This is a genomic window from Rhizobium sp. WYCCWR10014, assembly GCF_001657485.1.
In the GTDB taxonomy this organism is placed as follows: domain Bacteria; phylum Pseudomonadota; class Alphaproteobacteria; order Rhizobiales; family Rhizobiaceae; genus Rhizobium.
This window is the reverse complement of sequence record NZ_LXFU01000039.1, coordinates 63,901-81,101: the sequence shown is the minus strand read 5'-3', so window position 1 is coordinate 81,101 and position 17,201 is coordinate 63,901. Positions and strand designations below refer to the sequence as shown.

The following is a 17,201-nucleotide window of genomic DNA, read 5'->3' as shown; positions in this document are numbered from 1 at the left end:
GGTACCGGGTAAGCCATGTCGCTCACGTCAGCACTTAATACCGCGCAGAATATATTCAACAATACGGGCACTCAGAGCGGTGTCGTATCGAACAATATCTCGAATGCGGGCAACAAAGATTACGTGCGCCGGCAGGCGATGCTCACCACGTCCTTGAATGGCGCGCAGGTCGTCAAGATCGACCGCGCGCAAGAAGAGGCGCTGCTGCGCCAATACCTGAAGACATCCTCTCAGGACAGTGCCCAGCAGGCATTGCTCGGCGGTCTCGAGGACCTCAAGTCGATCGTGGGTGGCAACGACTACGAAACGTCGCCATCCACCTATCTCGGTGTTTTCCAGCAGAAGCTTCAGGCCTTCCGCACGACGCCGGGCAGCACGGTCGCCGCTCAGGGCGCCATCACCGCCGCGCAGGACGTCGCCAACTCGCTGAACAATGCCTCGCAATCCGTTCAGAACGTCCGCGCCACCGCCGACAAGCAGATCGCCACCGACGTCGATAAACTGAATACGCTTCTCAGCGACTTCGAGAAGGCCAACAATGCGGTGAAGACTGCCACGGCCTCCGGTGCGGATGCTTCCGGCGCCCTCGACGAGCGTGAGAAGGCTCTCAAGCAGATTTCGCAGATCGTCGGCGTCAACACGACGACGCGCGACAATAACGACATGGTGCTGAGCACGTCTGACGGGACGATCCTCTTCGAGACGATCCCGCGCAAGGTGACGTTCAAGTCCCAGGATGTCTATACCGCGACCATCGCCGGCAATTCGGTCTATGTTGACGGCGTGGCGCTCCCGCGCGGCAGCGGATCGACGACGACGGGGCAGGGAAGCCTTCAGTCTCTCCTCCAGGTGCGCGACGAGATCGCGCCGAACTTCCAGAAGCAGCTCGACGAAGTCGCCCGCGGCCTGGTCTCTCTCTTCAAGGAGCAGAACACGGTGGCCGGCCCGGCCTATGTGCCTGGCCTCTTCACCTGGAGCGGCGGCACGGTCGATACCGGCGCCACCGCGGTGGCGGGCATGGCGGCGACCATCACGGTCAGCAGCCGCGTCATCACCTCGCAAGGCGGCGATCCGATGCGCTTGCGCGATGGTGGCGTCAACGCCACCGGCCTCGTCCTGAACACGTCAGGCGCCAGCGGTTATACGACTGAACTCGATCGTCTCTATACCGCATTGGGCTCCGACATCGATTTCGATCCAGCGGCGGGGACGCCTGTCGGGTTCGACGCCACGACAGGCATCGATTCAAACGTCAGCATCATGGAATTCGCCACGAATTCGCTTGGCTGGCTGGAACAGTACCGCAGCAACGCCACGACGGCGGCGGAAAACACCTCGGCGGCGCTGTCACGCTCCGACGAAGCCTATTCGAATGAGACGGGCGTCAACCTCGACGAGGAACTGACGCTGCTCCTCGACATCGAGCAGTCCTACAAGGCGGCGACCAAAATCCTCAACGCCGTTGACGAAATGTTGAAGTCATTGCTGGATATTGCGAGTTAAGCCATGAAGAGCTCATTTATTTCAAGTTCGGCCATTCAGAATGCGATGCGGTTGACGATCCGTCAGGCGCAGAACCAGATGACGAAGGCGACGATGGAAGCGACGACGGGAGTCTATGCGGATATCGGTGTCTCTCTCGGCGGCAATGCCGCCAGGAGCGTGGACTTCAGCCGCGAGGTCGACAGGATAGCCTCGATCAAATCAAGCAACTCGCTTGTCACTGCGCGCATGGAATCCTCGCAGCTCGGCCTTTCCAAGATGAAGGACGTCGGCGACGGCCTCGTTTCGAAGCTGACGGCGCTCCAGGGCAGCCACGATCCCGGCAGCATCACCGTCGCCATCCAGTCGGCGACCAGCGCCTTGTCCACGATGATGGACACGGCCAATACCATGGTAAACGGCGAATATCTGTTCTCCGGCATCAACACCGATGTGCAGCCGCTGACCGACAAGACGACCGCGACGAGTGCCGCTATCGTCACGCAGTTGAATGCCTACGCCGCCGCTCTTGTCCCACCGAAGGCGGTCAAGGATCTGACCGGCGCCGAAATGAGCACCTTCATCACCACGAAGGTAGAGCCGATGTTTACCGAGGCTGCCTGGACCGATCCGACGACCGGCTGGTCGCAGGCATCGAGCCAGAACATGACGAGCCGCATCAGCAACTCCGAAGTGATCGAATCCTCGACCAATGCCAATTCCGAGGGCATGCGTTACTTCGCGCTCGCCTCGGTAATGACCTCGGCACTGTTGGGTCAGGGCCTCAGCAGCGATGCGATGAGCACGGTGTCCAAGCAGGCGATCAGCTACACGACGAAGGCGACCAGCGGCCTGGTCACCCAGGCAAGCCAGCTCGGCCTTTCGCAGGAGCGCGTCAAGAAGTCCAACGACGCCCTCGACGCTCAATCGAACATCATCAAGAACAAGCTCGTCGATCTCCAGGGCGTCGATCCCTACGAAGCATCGACCCTCGTCAAGACTTTGGAAACGCAGCTTGAAACGGCTTACACGATCGTCTCGAAGATCCAGCAGTTGAGTCTAGTAAACTACCTTTGATGAGCAAAGGCGCGCAATAAAGAAGGATGCATGAATGTATCAGTTCTCATATGCCGAAGTCATGCAGGACTCGGTGGCCGACGCGAAAGAGCGGGAATGGCAGGTTCTTGACCGGTCCATAGACCTTCTGTCGTTGGCGCGCGAAAAGGAAAAATACGGCCGGGAAGCCATTGAAGCCCTGTTTTATACGCGCCGGGTCTGGATCAGTTTCATCGAGGATCTCAAACATCCCGACAACCAGCTGGAGATCGGGCTGAGGGCCAACCTCATCTCGATCGCGATCTGGATATTGAAGGAATGCGACAGGATCAGAAAACGTCAGTCTAATAACTACCAGGGCATCATCGACGTTACCACCATCATCAGGGATGGACTTAAATGAAAAGTACACTTCGCATTTCTCTGAAAGCCGGAGAAAGAATCTTCATCAACGGCGCCGTCCTGCGCGTCGACCGCAAGGTCGCGCTGGAATTCCTGAATGATGTGACGTTCCTTCTCGAAAACCACGTCCTCCAGCCGGAGGGCGCGACGACGCCGCTGCGTCAGCTCTATTTCATCGCGCAGATGATCCTCATCAACCCTGAGGGCAAGGACCACTCGACGGCGTTGTTCCGCAAGTCGATCACCATGCTGCTCTCCTGCTTCAAGAACGAGGAGATTCTCGCCGAACTGAAGCGCATCGATGCGCTCGTCTCGACGGGCCGCGCCTTCGACGCGCTCAAGGCGATCCGCGGCCTCTACGCGATCGAAGACAATATTCTCAACAACCACGAAATGCCGCCGACGATGGTCGAGCAGATTCGCAGGGAGATTGCACCATGGCGGTAGATGCCACATCAAGCGTCAGCACGACGAGCACTTCGAACACGACGAGCTCGGCCCAGCAGAAGGCGACGCTGAACTACGACAATTTCCTTCAGCTGCTCATCGCGCAGATGAAGAACCAGGATCCGACCGATCCGGTCGACGCCAGCGAACAGATGTCGCAGCTGGCGAGCTTCTCGCAGGTCGAGCAGACGATCCAGACCAACACCAAGCTGGACACGCTGCTTGCAAGCTCGAGCCTCACCCAGGCCAGCAGCTACGTCGGCAAGTACATGGAAAGCGCCGATGGCACCGTCAAAGGCACCATCGAATCCGTCAAGGTTTATTCGGATGGAATCATAGCGACGACAACGGATGGCGGCAATATACTCGTGCAGGCGGGAATCACTGTTGCCGACAAGGCGCCAACCAGCGATACCTGATACCCACGGCGCCGGTGCATCGCATGCTCGGGTGATACCAATCAATGGCGGTCCGGCCACGGCGGGGCCGCTTCAAGGCGATATGAGGTTGCCTTCGGATGAATGAAGCTGATGCATTGGATCTGTTTCAGGCGGCGATCTGGACCGTGCTGATTGCCGCCGGTCCCGCCGTCATCGCGGCGATGGTGGTAGGTCTCGTCATTGCCTTGATCCAGGCGCTGACCCAGGTGCAGGAAGCGACCCTGACCTTCGTGCCAAAGATCGTCGCGGTGCTGATCACGGTCGGCGTCACCGCGCCTTTCGTCGGCTCGCAGATCTCGATTTTCACCAATCTGGTCTTCTCGCGCATCCAGTCCGGTTTCTGAGCCACCTTCGCGCAAGCTTCGCCATTTAACTCTCGATCCGAATTGGGCGGGCTGCATGTCTGCCTCCTCTCATGAAGAGACGGAATCGTCATGGCGCAACCACCTGCACTCCCCCTTCCAAAAGTCGCCCCGAGCCTGCGCGATGTCGGTTTTGCCCTCGGCATCATCGGCATCATCTGCATTCTCTTTCTGCCGATCCCGCCATTCCTGATCGATATGGGACTGGCCTTCTCGATCGCCTTCTCGGTGCTGATCCTGATGGTCGCGCTGTGGATCCAGAAACCGCTCGATTTCTCGTCTTTCCCGACCATTCTGCTGATCGCGACGATGACCCGGCTGGCGCTGAACATCGCGACGACACGCGTGATCCTTTCGCATGGCCATGAGGGCCACGATGCGGCAGGCGGCGTCATCGCCGGTTTTGCAAGCCTGGTGATGTCCGGCGACTTCGTCATCGGTCTGATCGTCTTCCTGATCCTCATCACCATCAACTTCATCGTCATCACCAAGGGCGCCACGCGTATCGCCGAAGTCGGCGCGCGTTTCACCCTCGATGCCATCCCCGGCAAGCAGATGTCGATCGACGCCGATCTCTCGGCCGGCATCATCGACGAGAGGGAAGCCCAGCGCCGGCGCAGGGAACTCGAGGAGGAAAGCTCCTTCTTCGGCGCGATGGACGGTGCGTCGAAATTCGTGCGCGGCGATGCGGTTGCCGGCCTGATCATCACCTGCATCAACATCTTCGGCGGCATCATCATCGGCTACTTCCGCCACGGCATGCCGATCGGCGAAGCCGCTGACGTCTTCGTCAAGCTCTCGGTCGGCGACGGCCTCGTCGCACAGATGCCGGCTCTGATCGTCTCGCTCGCCGCCGGCCTTCTCGTCTCTCGCGGCGGCACCACCGGTTCCACTGACCAGGCGGTCGTCAACCAGTTGAGCGGTTATCCCCGTGCGCTTTCCGTCTCGGCGGTGCTGATGTTCATCCTGGCCTTGATGCCGGGTCTGCCCTTTGTGCCCTTCGTGGTCCTCGGCGGTCTTCTCGCGTTCGGCGCCTGGTTCATCCCACGTCAGGTCGAGGCAGAGAACATGCTTCGCCGCGAGCAGGAAGAAAAGAAGGTCGTCCAGAACAAGGAGCTGGAAAAGGATTCGGTCAAGGCAGTGCTGCGCACCTCCGAAATCGAGCTCGCACTCGGCAAGATGGTCTCGACGCGCCTGCTCGGCGCCCACCAGGAGCTCGCCTTCCGCGTCGGCAAGATGCGCAAGAAGTTCGCCACCCAATACGGCTTCGTCGTGCCCGAGATCAAGGTGACCGACGATATCGCCATCGCCGAGAAGTCGTATCAGATCCGTATCCACGGCACGACGGTCGCTTCCAACCTGCTGCGCGTCGGCGAAGTCCTCGTCGTGACCGGTGCCGGCCGCCGGCCGAGCATTCCCGGCGACGAAATCCGCGAACCCGCTTTTGGGATGCCTGCCGTCTCGATCCTCGAAAACTTCGCCGACGATCTGAAACGCGAGGGCTTCCAGCCGATCGACAATGTCTCCGTCGTGCTGACCCATATGAGCGAGGTCATCCGCAACAACCTGCCGCAGCTGCTGTCCTACAAGGACGTCAAGGTGCTGATCGATCGGCTCGACCCCGAATACAAGAAGCTCGCCGACGAGATCTGCTCGTCGCACATGTCCTATTCCGGCCTGCAGGCGGTGCTCAAGCTGCTGCTTGCCGAACGTGTCTCGATCCGCAACCTGCACCTCATCCTCGAGGCGGTGGCCGAGCTCGCCCCGCATGTCAGGAAGACCGAGCAGATCGTCGAGCATGTCCGCATCCGCATGGCCCAGCAGCTTTGCGGCGACCTTGCCGACAACGGCGTGCTGCGTGTGCTGCGGCTGGGCAGCAAATGGGACCTGGCTTTCCACCAGGCGCTGAAGCGCGACGCCAAGGGCGAGGTGATCGAATTCGACATCGATCCGCGCAGCCTGGAGGAGTTCAGCGAGCAGGCCACCAAAGTTATCCGTGAGTTCATGGATCGCGGCCTGCCATTCGCACTTGTCACGTCGCCGGAAACACGCTCCTATGTGCGCATGATCATCGAGAGGCTTTTCGCCACGCTCCCGGTCCTATCGCATGTCGAACTGGCCAAGGGCATCGAGATAAAGATTTTGGGCTCTATTTCATGATAACAGACCCGCAAGGGACCGTTCTCGCGCTGTTTCTGGTTTTCTGCCGGATCGGTGGCTGTGTGCTGGCTCTTCCGGGTTTTTCCTCGGCGCGCGTGCCCGAACAGCTGCGCGTCTTCATCGCCGGCGCGCTCTCGATCGCCGTGATGCCGTTGCTCTGGGACACCGTCTATCCGGCCGTTCACACCGGTGCGGGAACCTATATCGGCCTGATCTTCAGCGAATCGCTGATCGGCGTGATGTACGGCATGCTGGCAAGAATCTACACGCTTGGCATGCAGTTCGCAGCGACGATCACCGCCATGATGGTCGGCTACACCCAGCCGGGTTCCGCCGACATCCTCGAAGACACGCCGGAGACCAGCCTTTCCGGCTTCATTACCTTTGCCGGCATGATGATTCTCTTCATGATGGATTTCCATCACATCGTCTTCCGCGCGCTGATCGATTCCTACACGACCATGCCCTTCGGCGGCATGATGGAGGTGCGCGCGACGCTGATCTCCTTTACCGACACGCTGGAGCAGACCACCTACATCATGCTGCGGCTGTCGAGCCCGTTTTTGATCTACGGCCTGATCTTCAACGTCTCGATCGGTTTCATCAACAAGCTGGCGCCGCAGATCCCGGTCTACTTCATCTCCACGCCCTATCTGCTGATGGGCGGGCTCTTCCTGATCTACTTCTCGATCGCGGCGATGGTCAGCCAGTTCGGCCAGTCCTTCGGCTCGATCTATATCGGGCGGTGAGGCTGATATGATCGAAAAGAAGCGCTCCCAGAAGCTCAAGCGGCTGCTCTCGGTGCAGCGGCATATCGAAAGAATGGCCGAGAACGACCTGGCCGAAACCAGCCGTCAGCGCGTCGAGGTCAATGTGGCGATGGACGACGTCATCCTCGCGCTCGGCTCGATGGACCCTGTCCACCACGCCTTCTCGCAGAATTACGCCGACCGATTCGGCAGGCTCACCATCAAGGACCAGCAGCTGACCGGCATGCAGCAGATCCACGAGATGCGGCTGACGCGCGAGCGCGCCAAGGGTGACCGCCTCGAAGACGGCATGAAGGAAGCCCTCGAGGCCGAGCGCCGCGAGGCCGATGACAATGCCGTCTACGATGTCATCGATCAGCAATTCGCAACGCCAGCCTCCAGCAAGCTTCAAAAACCATAGTCGTTACGATCTTAAATTTAGAGGATTGTAACGTGGCTATTTCGCCCCCCAGTGATCTGGTCCTGGACGTTGTCAAAGCTGCCGACCCCATGGAGGTTCAGGCGGCCCAGGAAAAGTTGAAGGCAAATCGTGCGGCCTTTGCCGCAACGAGCCTCGCCGAGAATGGCAAGGGCTTCTCCAATACGGTCGACGTTCTCGATCATGTCGGCCAGAAGAGCGGCCTCAACAATATCCAGAACCGCACCAAGTCCGAGGAAGCTCCGGAAAGCTACCGGAAGTTCGAGGCCATGGTCCTGCAGAATTTCGTCAAGTCCATGCTGCCGAGCGAAAGCGAAGACGTCTACGGCAAGGGCGCGACCGGCGATATCTGGAAAGGCATGATGGCCGAACAGCTCGGCAACGTCATGGCCAAGGGAGACGGCATCGGCATTGCCAAGCAGATGTACAGCGAGCAGCTGCGCCGGCAGGAAGGCAAGATCGTCAATGCCTCCACCGACGACGATGACCGCAACACCGCGCTCAGCATGATCGACGACTTCCAGCGTAAGACCTTTGGCACGCCGACGGCGGAAGCCAAGGCCAATAGAACAGGATGATTTTAGGTCCGTTGGCCTGAAATCTGAATCCTGTTCTAAATTAAAGAGTTAGAGCGTGATGTCGTCCGAAAACCGCGCACAGTTTTTGGCATCATGCTCTAAGCGACGCATAACCGGGGGTACAATGGAAATAATTTCGAACGACTACAGGATCAAATCCGTTCTCGGACGCCTCGAAATGATCATCGACAATGAGAACACCCGGATCGGCAACGATCCGCAGTTCGATCTCAAAGTCTCCAATGCGCATAAGAGCCGCTGCCTCTACGAGCTGTCGATGCTTTTCCGCGATACCGATCCGGCCGAGCTTGCCGCTGCCCATCTCGATCAGCTGCATGGCCTGAAGAAGAAGCTGGTTCTCAATGCCCGTCGCGTCGAGGCGCATCTCGAAGCGGTTCGCGCCGTCGCCGACCTGCTGAAGAACGCAGTTCAGGACGCCGACGCCGACGGCACCTATTCCCAGGAACAATTCGCCGCGCGTGGAAACTGATGATCAAGCTCGTCCTCACCGGTGTCTGGGTTTGCGCCATCACCTTGGCATCGGTCTATTTCTCGGTGTACCTGGCGACCGCGCCGGCGCCCGCAGCAACGGATTCCAAGCAGAGCGCGCTTGAACTGGTGAAGGGCGAAACGATCACGGTGCCGATCATCGGCAACGGTGCGATCACCGGTTATTTCCTCGGCCGCGTTTCGTTCATGATGAACAAGGACATGCTGAAAGGCGTGACGCTGCCGCTGAGCGAGATGACGACGGACGAGCTTTTCAGCCTGCTCGTCGGCAACAAGATGGTCGATATCGCCCACATCAAATCCTTCGATCCGAAGGCTTTCCGCGAGGAGATCAAGAAGGGCATGAACGAGCGCCTCGGCGGCGAATACGTCGCCGACGTGATACTGGAGCAGCTCGACTATCTCTCCAAGGAAGAGGTCAAGGAAAGCTCCGCCGGTCAGCCGAAGAAGGTCGGCAAACCCGTCAAGATCGTCGAGACCGTACCGGCCGCCGAAGCACCGGCGGCAGCGGCCCACTAGACATTATCAGGTCAGCAACGACAAACGGCGCCCGAGGGCGCCGTTTGTCGTTGGCGCGTGTGGTTAATAATCCACTTATGCGAGCATGGAAATTCAAGGAATTTTCCTAAGGGTTGTTTGAAACCGTCCTGTTATATCAGGTGTCACAGCTTGGCATGCGCCGCTTTTCCAGGATCGGAGCGACGCCCACCCGGCGGGACGCGACCGGTCCTTTCGAGACCTCCGGTGCGGAAATATCGGCTTGTTTTCCGGGATGTCGGGCGCATGCAGCACCCTCGGCAGGAGGTAGGAATGAATTTGATTGCAAACTTCGCGGTGCTCGCATCGCGGCGGACGATCTTCGATCTGCCGGTCTGCGATCTCGGCTGGGACGACGCCCTCGTTTTCATCAACGAGTTGGCCTCCATTCCCGTCGGCCAGACCGTGGTTTGCTTCGTCAACGCCCACAACATGCTGACGACGCTGCGCGACGACGAATATTACCGGATCATGTCGCACAATCTGGTGCTGCCTGACGGTATCGGCCTCAATATCGCATCGCAGATCGCTCATGGCGCGCCGTTTCCCGCCAATCTGAACGGCACCGATTTCGTGCCGGCCTTCCTGACCTTCATGGAGGCTCCGCGCCGCATCGGTCTCATCGGCGGCAAGCGCTCGGTCGTCGAGGCGGCGGCGGAAAATTTCCGCAAGCACGCGCCTTGGCACGAATTCGTCGTCGTTTCCGACGGTTACTTCGACAAGGTCGATTCCACCGAGGTCATCGAGGAGCTCGAGCACCAGAAGCTCGATATCCTGATCGTCGGCATGGGAACGCCGCTGCAGGAGAAATGGGTTCACAACAATATCCGCGCCGATCATGCGCGCCTGGTGCTGACCGTCGGCGCTCTCTTCGACTTTGTCTCCGGCGCCGTCCCGCGTGCGCCGAAGACGGTGCGGATGATGCGCCTGGAATGGGCCTATCGCCTGCTGCAGGAGCCGGCGCGCCTCTGGCGCCGTTACGTCATCGGCATCCCGGTCTTCCTCTTCCATGTCCTGCGCTACCGCTTCCGCCGGCGCGAAAGGATCCTCAGCTATCCGGAAGAGCACGGCAGCGCGCTGCAGCCGCAGTCGGATCGTAAGAAGGCGAGCTGACCCCACAGCGCCGCGCGTCTTTTGAGACGCGCAAAGGACGCTGCAGCACCTTAAATTGCCGCATAGTTTTGTCCTCAAATCGTTTCCGATTTAAGGGACTATGCTTAGTTCTTACCCGCTGCGGTTAACGATTTCTTTGCCATGAATATTTAGAGTGGCTTAATCATCTGCGTCCGTGCGGATGAGCGAACTCGGCCATCATGTGCATGAGATGTGGCGCAAATGTACGATATCAGGGCCAGAAACAGCTTCCAGGATCGCGCAGCCGCAGGGCCGCGCCCCCATGACGATTCCTATGGGGCGCCCCGGTCGGGCCGGCCTGATATCGCGCCGCCTGAGGCAGAATTGCTGCGCGCCATCGGCCGCGCGCTGGAAGAACAGCGCGCAAGAGCGGCGCGCACCGCACCGCTGGTCGACCGCATCGAAACCATCCTCGGCAACCGCCTCCGGGCCGCCAACGACGTCGGCCATCCGCTTCCTCAGGAGCCGGCGGGCGATGAAGAGCTGAGCGTTCCAGCCGACGAGCAGATGGTCTCACAGGAACCGCTGGCCGCGGTCCGTGAAGAACCCGCCGAGCCCCGGCCGGTAGCGCCGCGGCATCGGGCGAGCGGGATCGGCCTTGCGATGATGGTGGGCGCCGCGACGATCATCGGCGCGGGCTTGCCGGCGCTGATGCCAGCTTCGCCGGCCCTCTACCGTGCCGAGGCGACGCTTGCGGTGAAGAGCGATGCCGCAAGCCGTGCTGCCTTCACCCAGGCCGCGGCAAAAGGGCTGCTGTCGGCGAAGGTGGTTGCTTCGACGGTCGCAGCCCTGAAACTCGATCATGATCCCGAATTTGCCGGCGCCAGTGCCAATGCGCTCGGCGTTGCGTTCGATCTCCTTTCGGCGACCGGCGCCGCTGCCGATCCGGCCTCACGCGCCGAGGCGGCGTTGAAGCATGCGGTCGAGATATTGCCCGATGCCGCCGCCGGCACCATCCTCGTCAAGGTGACGACCGGCGACAGCGGCAAATCCATGCGCATCGCCGCAAGGCTTGCCGAAGCGGTTTCCGCAACAGACGGACCTGCCGGCAACGTCGAAACCGATGCCGCCTTGCGCAAAACCTATGACGAGGCGAAGGCGGAGCTTGCCGCCTTCACGGCGAAGAGCGGCGAGGGCAACGTCAAGGTGGCGATCGATCTTCGTCGTCAGATCGACCAACTGGATGCCGATCTGAAAGCGGCCGACCAGAATATTCTTGCCGCCAAGGCGCAGACCGATCGGCTCAAGGCCGCAAAACTTGCCGAAGTGCTCGACGGTTCGCTCCCCTCCGATATGCTCTCGCCGGCGCTGCAGGACTGGCGCGACAAATATGCCGTCGCCAAAACGACGCTCGCGCAGCTTTCGGCCGAGCTCGGCCCGCGCCATCCGCGGCTCTTGCAGCAGCAGGCCGAAACGGACGGTCTGAAGGAGAATATGGGCAAGGAGCTTACCCGTCTTGCCCAGACTGCCAACCTCGCCGCCAAGGCCGCCGTCGAGGCGCGCAAGGGCCTGAACGATCGCCGCAACACGCTGATCGCCCAGAGCCGGGACACCGGCGTCGATTTGTCACGCCTGACGGAGTTGCGCGAAAAAGCCAATGCCGCGCGCTCGCGTCTCGAAGAGGCGACGTCGGCAGCGGTGGTAGCGGCCGCCGACGGTCGTATCGTTCTCCTCAAGCCGGCGCTGACGACGGCGGTATCGGCAACGGATGGACGGATCAGCCGCTCGCTGATGGGCGCAGCCGCGGGTCTTGCGGCCGGTCTTGCCGCGGCTTTCCTGCGCCGGCTGCGTAGGCCTGTCGCCGATTCCGCAAGCGAGAAAATGCCGGTATCCCGGCCGCAGGCCCCACCGCCCTCGATGCCTGTGCCGGCCCCTGCGCCGGTCGACGAAATGGAGCTGTTGCGCTCCCAAATCTCCGGCCTGCGCGACCGGCTTCGTGTTCATGCGCTCGAAGCGCGGCAGCCGCTGCGTTGAACGAACATTTCCTTGCATTTTTGATATTGCGTTGCCGCTTTCCGACAGGATAGGGCGTTAGCGGGCATTTGACGCTCGTCAACTATCCATAGATTGACGCGAAACAGGGCGGAGAGACGCGTGACGACAGTAATCGACGGCAAGAACGTAGCAGCATCGGTCATTCAGACGGTCAAGAGTGCGACGGCAGCGCTGGAAAAGAGCAGCGGCGTCACCACCGGCCTTGCGGTCGTCATCGTCGGCGACGATCCGGCAAGCCACGCCTATGTCGGCTCCAAGGGCCGCATGGCCAAGGAATGCGGCTTCAAATCCGTTCAGCACACGCTGCCGGCCGAAACGAAGCAGGAGGATCTGGCGGCTCTCGTCGCCGCCCTCAACGCCGATCCGTCGATCCACGGCATTCTGGTGCAGCTGCCCTTGCCGAAGCCGCTCGACAGCGAGGCGATCATCCAGTCGATCCTGCCGGAAAAGGATGTCGACGGTCTGAGCGTCGTCAATGCCGGTAAGCTCGCCACCGGCGACCTGAAGACCGGACTTGTCTCCTGCACTCCGGCCGGCGCCATGGTCTTCGTCCGCCGTACCCATGGCGAGGATCTCTCCGGCCTCAACGCCGTCGTCATCGGCCGCTCCAACCTGTTCGGTAAGCCGATGGCGCAATTGCTGCTCAACGCCAATGCGACCGTGACGATCGCTCATTCCAGGACGAAGAATCTCGCCGAGGTCTGCCGCAACGCCGATATCCTGGTGGCCGCCGTCGGCCGGCCCGAGATGGTCAGGGCCGATTGGGTGAAATCAGGTGCGACGGTTATCGACGTCGGTATCAACCGGGTGCCAGCCCCCGAAAGAGGCGAGGGCAAGACCCGGCTCGTCGGCGACGTCGCCTTCGAAGAGGTCTCGGCGGTTGCGAGCACCATCACTCCGGTTCCCGGCGGCGTCGGGCCGATGACCATCGCCATGCTGATGGCCAACACGGTCATCGCCGCCCATCGCACAGCAGGGCAGACACCGCCGCAGTTTTGAACCAGGAAAGGCTCTAGGCCTGGGGAACGGGACCGGTCGAAGCCCTGACGATCAGCTCGGTCTTCCAGAGCTCCTGGTCGGGGAAGGGGCCGGCCTGCTTCACCGTGCCGATCAGCCGCTGCGCGATGCGAACGCCCGCCGCCCGCAGTGAAGAGCGTGTCGTCGTCAGCGGCACGGAAAAGCTTTCCGGTTTCAGCAGCGGCAGCACGTCGTCATGGGCGATCAGCGAGATATCCTCACCGAGCCGCAATCCGGCCTGGTTGACCGCGCGGATCGCGCCGAGCGCCAGCACCGTGCTGGAGCAGAGGATCGCCGTCGGCCGCTCCGGCAATTGCAGGAAATGTTCCATCGCCAGCAGGCCTTGTTCGTCTGTCATCAGCGCGTGGCTCACGCAGCCCTCCTCGAGCGTGAGCCCGCGCTCGGCAAGGGCTGACATGACGCCGTTCTTCCTGCGGATGGCGAAATCGAGATGCATCGGTCCGTTCATCAGCGCAAAGCGTGTATGGCCGAGCTGCAGCAAGAGCCGCGTCGCATCGTAGAAGGCGCCTTCATTGTCGATGTCGAGATAGGGATAGTCCGGCTCAGAACCGAAGGACCGGCCGTGCACGACATAAGGCATAGAGAGCGATTTCAGCATGGCGAGCCGCGGATCGTGGCCGCGCATATAGGCGACGAACAGGGCATCGACATTGCCGCTGATCGCCAGGCGGCGCAGCGCCGCCACCTCGTCATCCGGGTCGGCCGGCATGATCACGAAGTGGAAGTCGTGGCGCACGGCCTCTTCGCCGAGCCCGGCCAGGAATTCACCGAAATGCACGTCGGACTGGTGGCCGGGCGCCGTCGGCATGACGAGGCCGATCGAGCCTGCCTTGCCGGTCGCAAGCCGCTGCGCCGCCTTGTTCGGCCGGTACCCGGTTTCCTTGACAGCCTGGAGCACACGCTCCCGGGTCGCCTCATTGACCTCGGGATAGCCGTTCAGCGCCCGGCTCACCGTCGTCTGCGACAGCCCCAGCAATTCCGATAGCTGTTTGAGATTCACCTGCTATGCTTCCTCCCGGCCCGCCCGTCAGCCGTCTTGAAAAGGCCCGCCGCCTCCCAGTGGCATCCAAAGCGCTTTCAAATATGTATCATCTGGCGCGCTTGACTCAAGAAAAATCGCTCCATATTTCCCGATAGGCGCTGTTGCGCCGCGATATGCCGCGATATCTGGGGTGTTCACAGCGGGTTTTCGCGATTTGACTTGACTCCTTTCCACCGAAAGTGGAATGAGTTGGGTGTCAAAGCGCTTTGAAATTTCTTTATTGAGGGAATTCGGCGCTGTTGGGATTGTGATGGGAGGTTGATCACATGAAAAAGTCATTTTTGATGGGCGTTGCCGTGGCAGCGCTTTTTGCCGGAGCTGCGTCCGCGGCCGATTTGAAATTTGCCCCGGGACAGGATTCCAAGTTCAACTGGAAGAGCTATGACGAGTTCAAGGCTGCGCATGCCGATCTGAAAGGTCAGCCGCTGACGATCTTCGGGCCGTGGCGCGGCGAGGACGAGGCGTTCTTCATGAGCGTGCTTGCCTATTTCACCGAAGCCACAGGCATCGATGCCAAATACTCCTCTTCCGAAAACTACGAACAGCAGATCGTCATCGACACGCAGGCGGGCTCGCCGCCGAACATTGCCGTTCTGCCGCAGCCCGGCCTCCTGGCCGATCTCGCCAGCAAGGGCTTCCTGACGCCGCTCGGCGATGACAACTCCAAGTGGATCAAGGACAATTACGGCGCCGGCGACAGCTGGGTCGGTTACGGCACCTACAAGGGCAAGGATGGCAAGGAAGCCTTCTACGCCTTTCCGTATAAGGCCGACGTAAAATCACTGGTCTGGTATGTTCCGGAGAATTTCGAGGAAGCCGGTTACAAGATCCCGACGACCATGGAAGAACTGCATGCCCTGACCGACCAGATTGTCAAGGACGGCGGTGTTCCCTGGTGCATCGGTCTCGGTTCCGGCGGCGCCACCGGTTGGCCGGCGACCGACTGGGTCGAGGACATCATGCTGCGCATGCAGCCGCCGGAAGCCTACGACAAGTGGACGACCAACGAGCTGAAGTTCACCGATCCGGCCGTCGTTGCCGCGATCGACGAGTTCGGCAAGTTCGCCAAGAACGCGAAATACGTCGATGGTGGCGTCGCAGCCGTGGCCTCGACCGATTTCCGCGACAGCCCGAAGGGCCTCTTCGCGGTTCCGCCGAAGTGCTACATGCACCATCAGGCGTCGTTCATCCCGTCCTTCTTCCCCGAAGGCACGAAGCTCGGTCAGGATGCCGACTTCTTCTACATGCCGACCTTTGCTTCGCATCCCGAACTCGGCAAGCCGGTTCTAGGCGCCGGCACGCTCGTCTCGATCGCCAAGGACTCGAAGACGGCCCGCGCTTTCATCGACTTCCTGAAGACCCCGATCGCGCATGAGGTCTGGATGGCGCAGTCGAGCTTCCTGACGCCGTACAAGGGCGTCAGCACCGAGGCGTATGCCAACCCGCAGATGAAGAAGGAAGGCGATATCCTGACCTCGGCCACCACCTTCCGCTTCGACGGTTCCGACCTGATGCCGGGCAAGATCGGCGCCGGCGCCTTCTGGACGGGCATGGTAGATTTCGTCGGCGGGAAGTCCGCTGAAGAGGCCGCTGGCGAGATCCAGAGCGCCTGGGACGGCATCAAGTAATCTTTCAAAATTATGCCGCCGGCTTGCCGGCGGCATGGCTTGCATGACTGGCCGGGCTCGCAAAGAGCCCGGCCATCGCAGGATATATTGTGATTGGGCTATATAAATAGATTGACGGTGACCGGCATTGACCCGTCAGAATAAAAACCGGTCGGAATAAGATCAGGGGAAGCAGGGGAGGGACGAAATGCTGTCGCAGATAGTGTCCGCTTTGGGCGTCGTGGTCGGAGCCGTTATCGCATGCTCGGCCTATTTCTATTTTTCGAACAAGATCCTGGATCTCGCTCTGCCGGTGAAGGATGGCGACATCCGCGCCGCATCGCGCAATCTCAACCGGCGTGCACTTGTCCGGCCTTGGTTGTTCATCGGCCCGGCGCTCTTCCTGCTCCTCGTCTATCTCGTTTATCCCGTCGTTGCGACCTTCATCCTCTCCTTCTACGACCGTGCAGGTCTGCAGTTCGTCGGCCTCGCTAACTACAAATGGGCGCTCGGCGACCGCGAATTCCGCCAGTCGATCTTCAACAACATTCTCTGGCTCGCCGTCGTGCCGGCTGCCTGCACCTTCTTCGGCCTCGTCATCGCAGTGATGACCGATCGCATCTGGTGGGGCAATATCGCCAAGAGCATCGTCTTCATGCCGATGGCGATCTCCTTCGTCGGCGCCTCGGTCATTTGGAAATTCATCTATGAATATCGCGGCGGCAACGACGTCCAGATCGGCCTGCTGAACGCCATCGTCCAGACCTTTGGCGGCACGCCGGAAGTGTGGATCTCCATTCCCTTCTGGAACAACTTCTTCTTGATGATCATCCTGATCTGGATCCAGACCGGCTTCGCCATGGTCATCCTGTCGGCCGCTCTTCGCGGCATTCCGGAAGAGACGATCGAGGCCGCGGTCATCGACGGCGCCAATGGCTGGCAGATCTTCTGGCGCATCATGGTGCCGCAGGTCTGGGGCAGCATCGCCGTCGTCTGGACGACGATCACCATCCTCGTCCTCAAGGTCTTCGACATCGTGCTGACCATGACCAACGGCCAGTGGCAGACGATGGTGCTGGCGAACCTGATGTTCGACTGGATGTTCCGCGGCGGCGGCGATTCCGGCCGAAGTGCGGTCATCGCCATCATCATCATGCTCGCCGTCACGCCGATCATGGTCTGGAACGTGCGCCGCGCCAATCGCGAACTGAAGGGGCACTGAT

Annotated in this window: 18 protein-coding genes; 17 read left to right on the top strand and 1 reads right to left on the bottom strand. The window is 60.7% G+C overall.

What is annotated here, in order from left to right; genetic code table 11:
- Positions 1-15 precede the first annotated feature (15 nt).
- The 15 genes from flgK to folD all read left to right on the top strand — a co-directional run bounded on the left by flgK (position 16) and on the right by folD (position 13,290).
- The gene (gene flgK / locus A6U98_RS21535) at positions 16-1,503 is read left to right on the top strand and encodes a flagellar hook-associated protein FlgK (protein ID WP_064652581.1); all 1,488 of its coding nucleotides are present in this window, start codon (positions 16-18) and stop codon (positions 1,501-1,503) included.
- A 3-nt stretch (positions 1,504-1,506) separates the two neighbouring features.
- On the top strand, positions 1,507-2,559 hold the full coding sequence (locus tag A6U98_RS21530; protein WP_064652579.1) for a flagellar hook-associated family protein: 1,053 nt from the start codon (positions 1,507-1,509) through the stop codon (positions 2,557-2,559).
- 34 nt (positions 2,560-2,593) lie between these two features.
- The gene (flaF, locus tag A6U98_RS21525) at positions 2,594-2,941 is read left to right on the top strand and encodes a flagellar biosynthesis regulator FlaF (RefSeq protein ID WP_027666404.1); all 348 of its coding nucleotides are present in this window, start codon (positions 2,594-2,596) and stop codon (positions 2,939-2,941) included.
- Positions 2,938-3,387 (top strand): flagellar biosynthesis repressor FlbT, encoded by a 450-nt coding sequence (gene flbT / locus A6U98_RS21520; RefSeq protein WP_003556571.1) that lies wholly within the window; start codon positions 2,938-2,940, stop codon positions 3,385-3,387. Before flaF ends, flbT begins: the two co-directional genes overlap by 4 nt.
- Entirely contained in the window at positions 3,378-3,806 is a 429-nt protein-coding gene (flgD, locus tag A6U98_RS21515) for a flagellar hook assembly protein FlgD (RefSeq protein WP_064652577.1), read from the top strand. The genes flbT and flgD overlap by 10 nt, the downstream gene beginning before the upstream one ends.
- A gap of 98 nt (positions 3,807-3,904) precedes the next feature.
- Positions 3,905-4,171 carry a flagellar biosynthesis protein FliQ gene (fliQ, locus tag A6U98_RS21510; RefSeq protein ID WP_009992823.1) on the top strand — a complete coding sequence of 89 codons (267 nt, stop codon included), beginning with the start codon at positions 3,905-3,907 and terminating at the stop codon, positions 4,169-4,171.
- 90 nt (positions 4,172-4,261) lie between these two features.
- A complete protein-coding gene (gene flhA / locus A6U98_RS21505) occupies positions 4,262-6,349 on the top strand; it encodes a flagellar biosynthesis protein FlhA (RefSeq protein WP_064652575.1) in 2,088 nt (695 codons plus the stop codon).
- On the top strand, positions 6,346-7,098 hold the full coding sequence (locus tag A6U98_RS21500; RefSeq protein ID WP_064652573.1) for a flagellar biosynthetic protein FliR: 753 nt from the start codon (positions 6,346-6,348) through the stop codon (positions 7,096-7,098). Before flhA ends, A6U98_RS21500 begins: the two co-directional genes overlap by 4 nt.
- A gap of 7 nt (positions 7,099-7,105) precedes the next feature.
- Positions 7,106-7,519: a hypothetical protein gene (locus tag A6U98_RS21495; RefSeq protein ID WP_064249895.1), complete on the top strand. Its 414-nt coding sequence runs from the start codon at positions 7,106-7,108 to the stop codon at positions 7,517-7,519.
- Positions 7,520-7,551: 32 nt separating this feature from the next.
- Entirely contained in the window at positions 7,552-8,115 is a 564-nt protein-coding gene (locus A6U98_RS21490) for a rod-binding protein (RefSeq protein ID WP_064652571.1), read from the top strand.
- Between the two features lie 124 nt (positions 8,116-8,239).
- Complete coding sequence (locus A6U98_RS21485; protein ID WP_064652569.1) at positions 8,240-8,605, top strand: hypothetical protein; 366 nt, start codon at positions 8,240-8,242, stop codon at positions 8,603-8,605.
- The gene (locus A6U98_RS21480) at positions 8,605-9,144 is read left to right on the top strand and encodes a hypothetical protein (RefSeq protein ID WP_064652567.1); all 540 of its coding nucleotides are present in this window, start codon (positions 8,605-8,607) and stop codon (positions 9,142-9,144) included. The genes A6U98_RS21485 and A6U98_RS21480 overlap by 1 nt, the downstream gene beginning before the upstream one ends.
- 291 nt (positions 9,145-9,435) lie before the next feature.
- Positions 9,436-10,275, top strand: a complete 840-nt coding sequence (locus A6U98_RS21475) for a WecB/TagA/CpsF family glycosyltransferase (RefSeq protein WP_064652566.1) — start codon at positions 9,436-9,438, stop codon at positions 10,273-10,275.
- 222 nt (positions 10,276-10,497) lie between these two features.
- On the top strand, positions 10,498-12,270 hold the full coding sequence (locus A6U98_RS21470) for a hypothetical protein (RefSeq protein WP_064652564.1): 1,773 nt from the start codon (positions 10,498-10,500) through the stop codon (positions 12,268-12,270).
- A 120-nt stretch (positions 12,271-12,390) separates the two neighbouring features.
- Entirely contained in the window at positions 12,391-13,290 is a 900-nt protein-coding gene (gene folD / locus A6U98_RS21465) for a bifunctional methylenetetrahydrofolate dehydrogenase/methenyltetrahydrofolate cyclohydrolase FolD (RefSeq protein WP_064652562.1), read from the top strand.
- A gap of 13 nt (positions 13,291-13,303) precedes the next feature.
- On the opposite strand, the gene A6U98_RS21460 is transcribed toward folD, so the two are convergent.
- Complete coding sequence (locus A6U98_RS21460) at positions 13,304-14,329, bottom strand: substrate-binding domain-containing protein (protein ID WP_064652560.1); 1,026 nt, start codon at positions 14,327-14,329, stop codon at positions 13,304-13,306.
- Positions 14,330-14,637: 308 nt separating this feature from the next.
- On the opposite strand from A6U98_RS21460, the gene A6U98_RS21455 reads away from it, so the two are divergent.
- The gene (locus tag A6U98_RS21455) at positions 14,638-15,999 is read left to right on the top strand and encodes an ABC transporter substrate-binding protein (RefSeq protein ID WP_012756090.1); all 1,362 of its coding nucleotides are present in this window, start codon (positions 14,638-14,640) and stop codon (positions 15,997-15,999) included.
- 187 nt (positions 16,000-16,186) lie between these two features.
- On the top strand, positions 16,187-17,200 hold the full coding sequence (locus A6U98_RS21450) for a sugar ABC transporter permease (protein ID WP_064652558.1): 1,014 nt from the start codon (positions 16,187-16,189) through the stop codon (positions 17,198-17,200).
- Position 17,201 lies beyond the last annotated feature (1 nt).

What these genes read in the sequence shown, in the direction of transcription:
- flgK (WP_064652581.1), top strand. Translation starts at nt 16, where the DNA reads ATGTCGCTCACGTCAGCACTTAATACCGCGCAGAATATATTCAACAAT.
- A6U98_RS21530 (WP_064652579.1), top strand. Translation starts at nt 1,507, where the DNA reads ATGAAGAGCTCATTTATTTCAAGTTCGGCCATTCAGAATGCGATGCGG.
- flaF (WP_027666404.1), top strand. Translation starts at nt 2,594, where the DNA reads ATGTATCAGTTCTCATATGCCGAAGTCATGCAGGACTCGGTGGCCGAC.
- flbT (WP_003556571.1), top strand. Translation starts at nt 2,938, where the DNA reads ATGAAAAGTACACTTCGCATTTCTCTGAAAGCCGGAGAAAGAATCTTC.
- flgD (WP_064652577.1), top strand. Translation starts at nt 3,378, where the DNA reads ATGGCGGTAGATGCCACATCAAGCGTCAGCACGACGAGCACTTCGAAC.
- fliQ (WP_009992823.1), top strand. Translation starts at nt 3,905, where the DNA reads ATGAATGAAGCTGATGCATTGGATCTGTTTCAGGCGGCGATCTGGACC.
- flhA (WP_064652575.1), top strand. Translation starts at nt 4,262, where the DNA reads ATGGCGCAACCACCTGCACTCCCCCTTCCAAAAGTCGCCCCGAGCCTG.
- A6U98_RS21500 (WP_064652573.1), top strand. Translation starts at nt 6,346, where the DNA reads ATGATAACAGACCCGCAAGGGACCGTTCTCGCGCTGTTTCTGGTTTTC.
- A6U98_RS21495 (WP_064249895.1), top strand. Translation starts at nt 7,106, where the DNA reads ATGATCGAAAAGAAGCGCTCCCAGAAGCTCAAGCGGCTGCTCTCGGTG.
- A6U98_RS21485 (WP_064652569.1), top strand. Translation starts at nt 8,240, where the DNA reads ATGGAAATAATTTCGAACGACTACAGGATCAAATCCGTTCTCGGACGC.
- A6U98_RS21480 (WP_064652567.1), top strand. Translation starts at nt 8,605, where the DNA reads ATGATCAAGCTCGTCCTCACCGGTGTCTGGGTTTGCGCCATCACCTTG.
- A6U98_RS21475 (WP_064652566.1), top strand. Translation starts at nt 9,436, where the DNA reads ATGAATTTGATTGCAAACTTCGCGGTGCTCGCATCGCGGCGGACGATC.
- A6U98_RS21470 (WP_064652564.1), top strand. Translation starts at nt 10,498, where the DNA reads ATGTACGATATCAGGGCCAGAAACAGCTTCCAGGATCGCGCAGCCGCA.
- A6U98_RS21455 (WP_012756090.1), top strand. Translation starts at nt 14,638, where the DNA reads ATGAAAAAGTCATTTTTGATGGGCGTTGCCGTGGCAGCGCTTTTTGCC.
- A6U98_RS21450 (WP_064652558.1), top strand. Translation starts at nt 16,187, where the DNA reads ATGCTGTCGCAGATAGTGTCCGCTTTGGGCGTCGTGGTCGGAGCCGTT.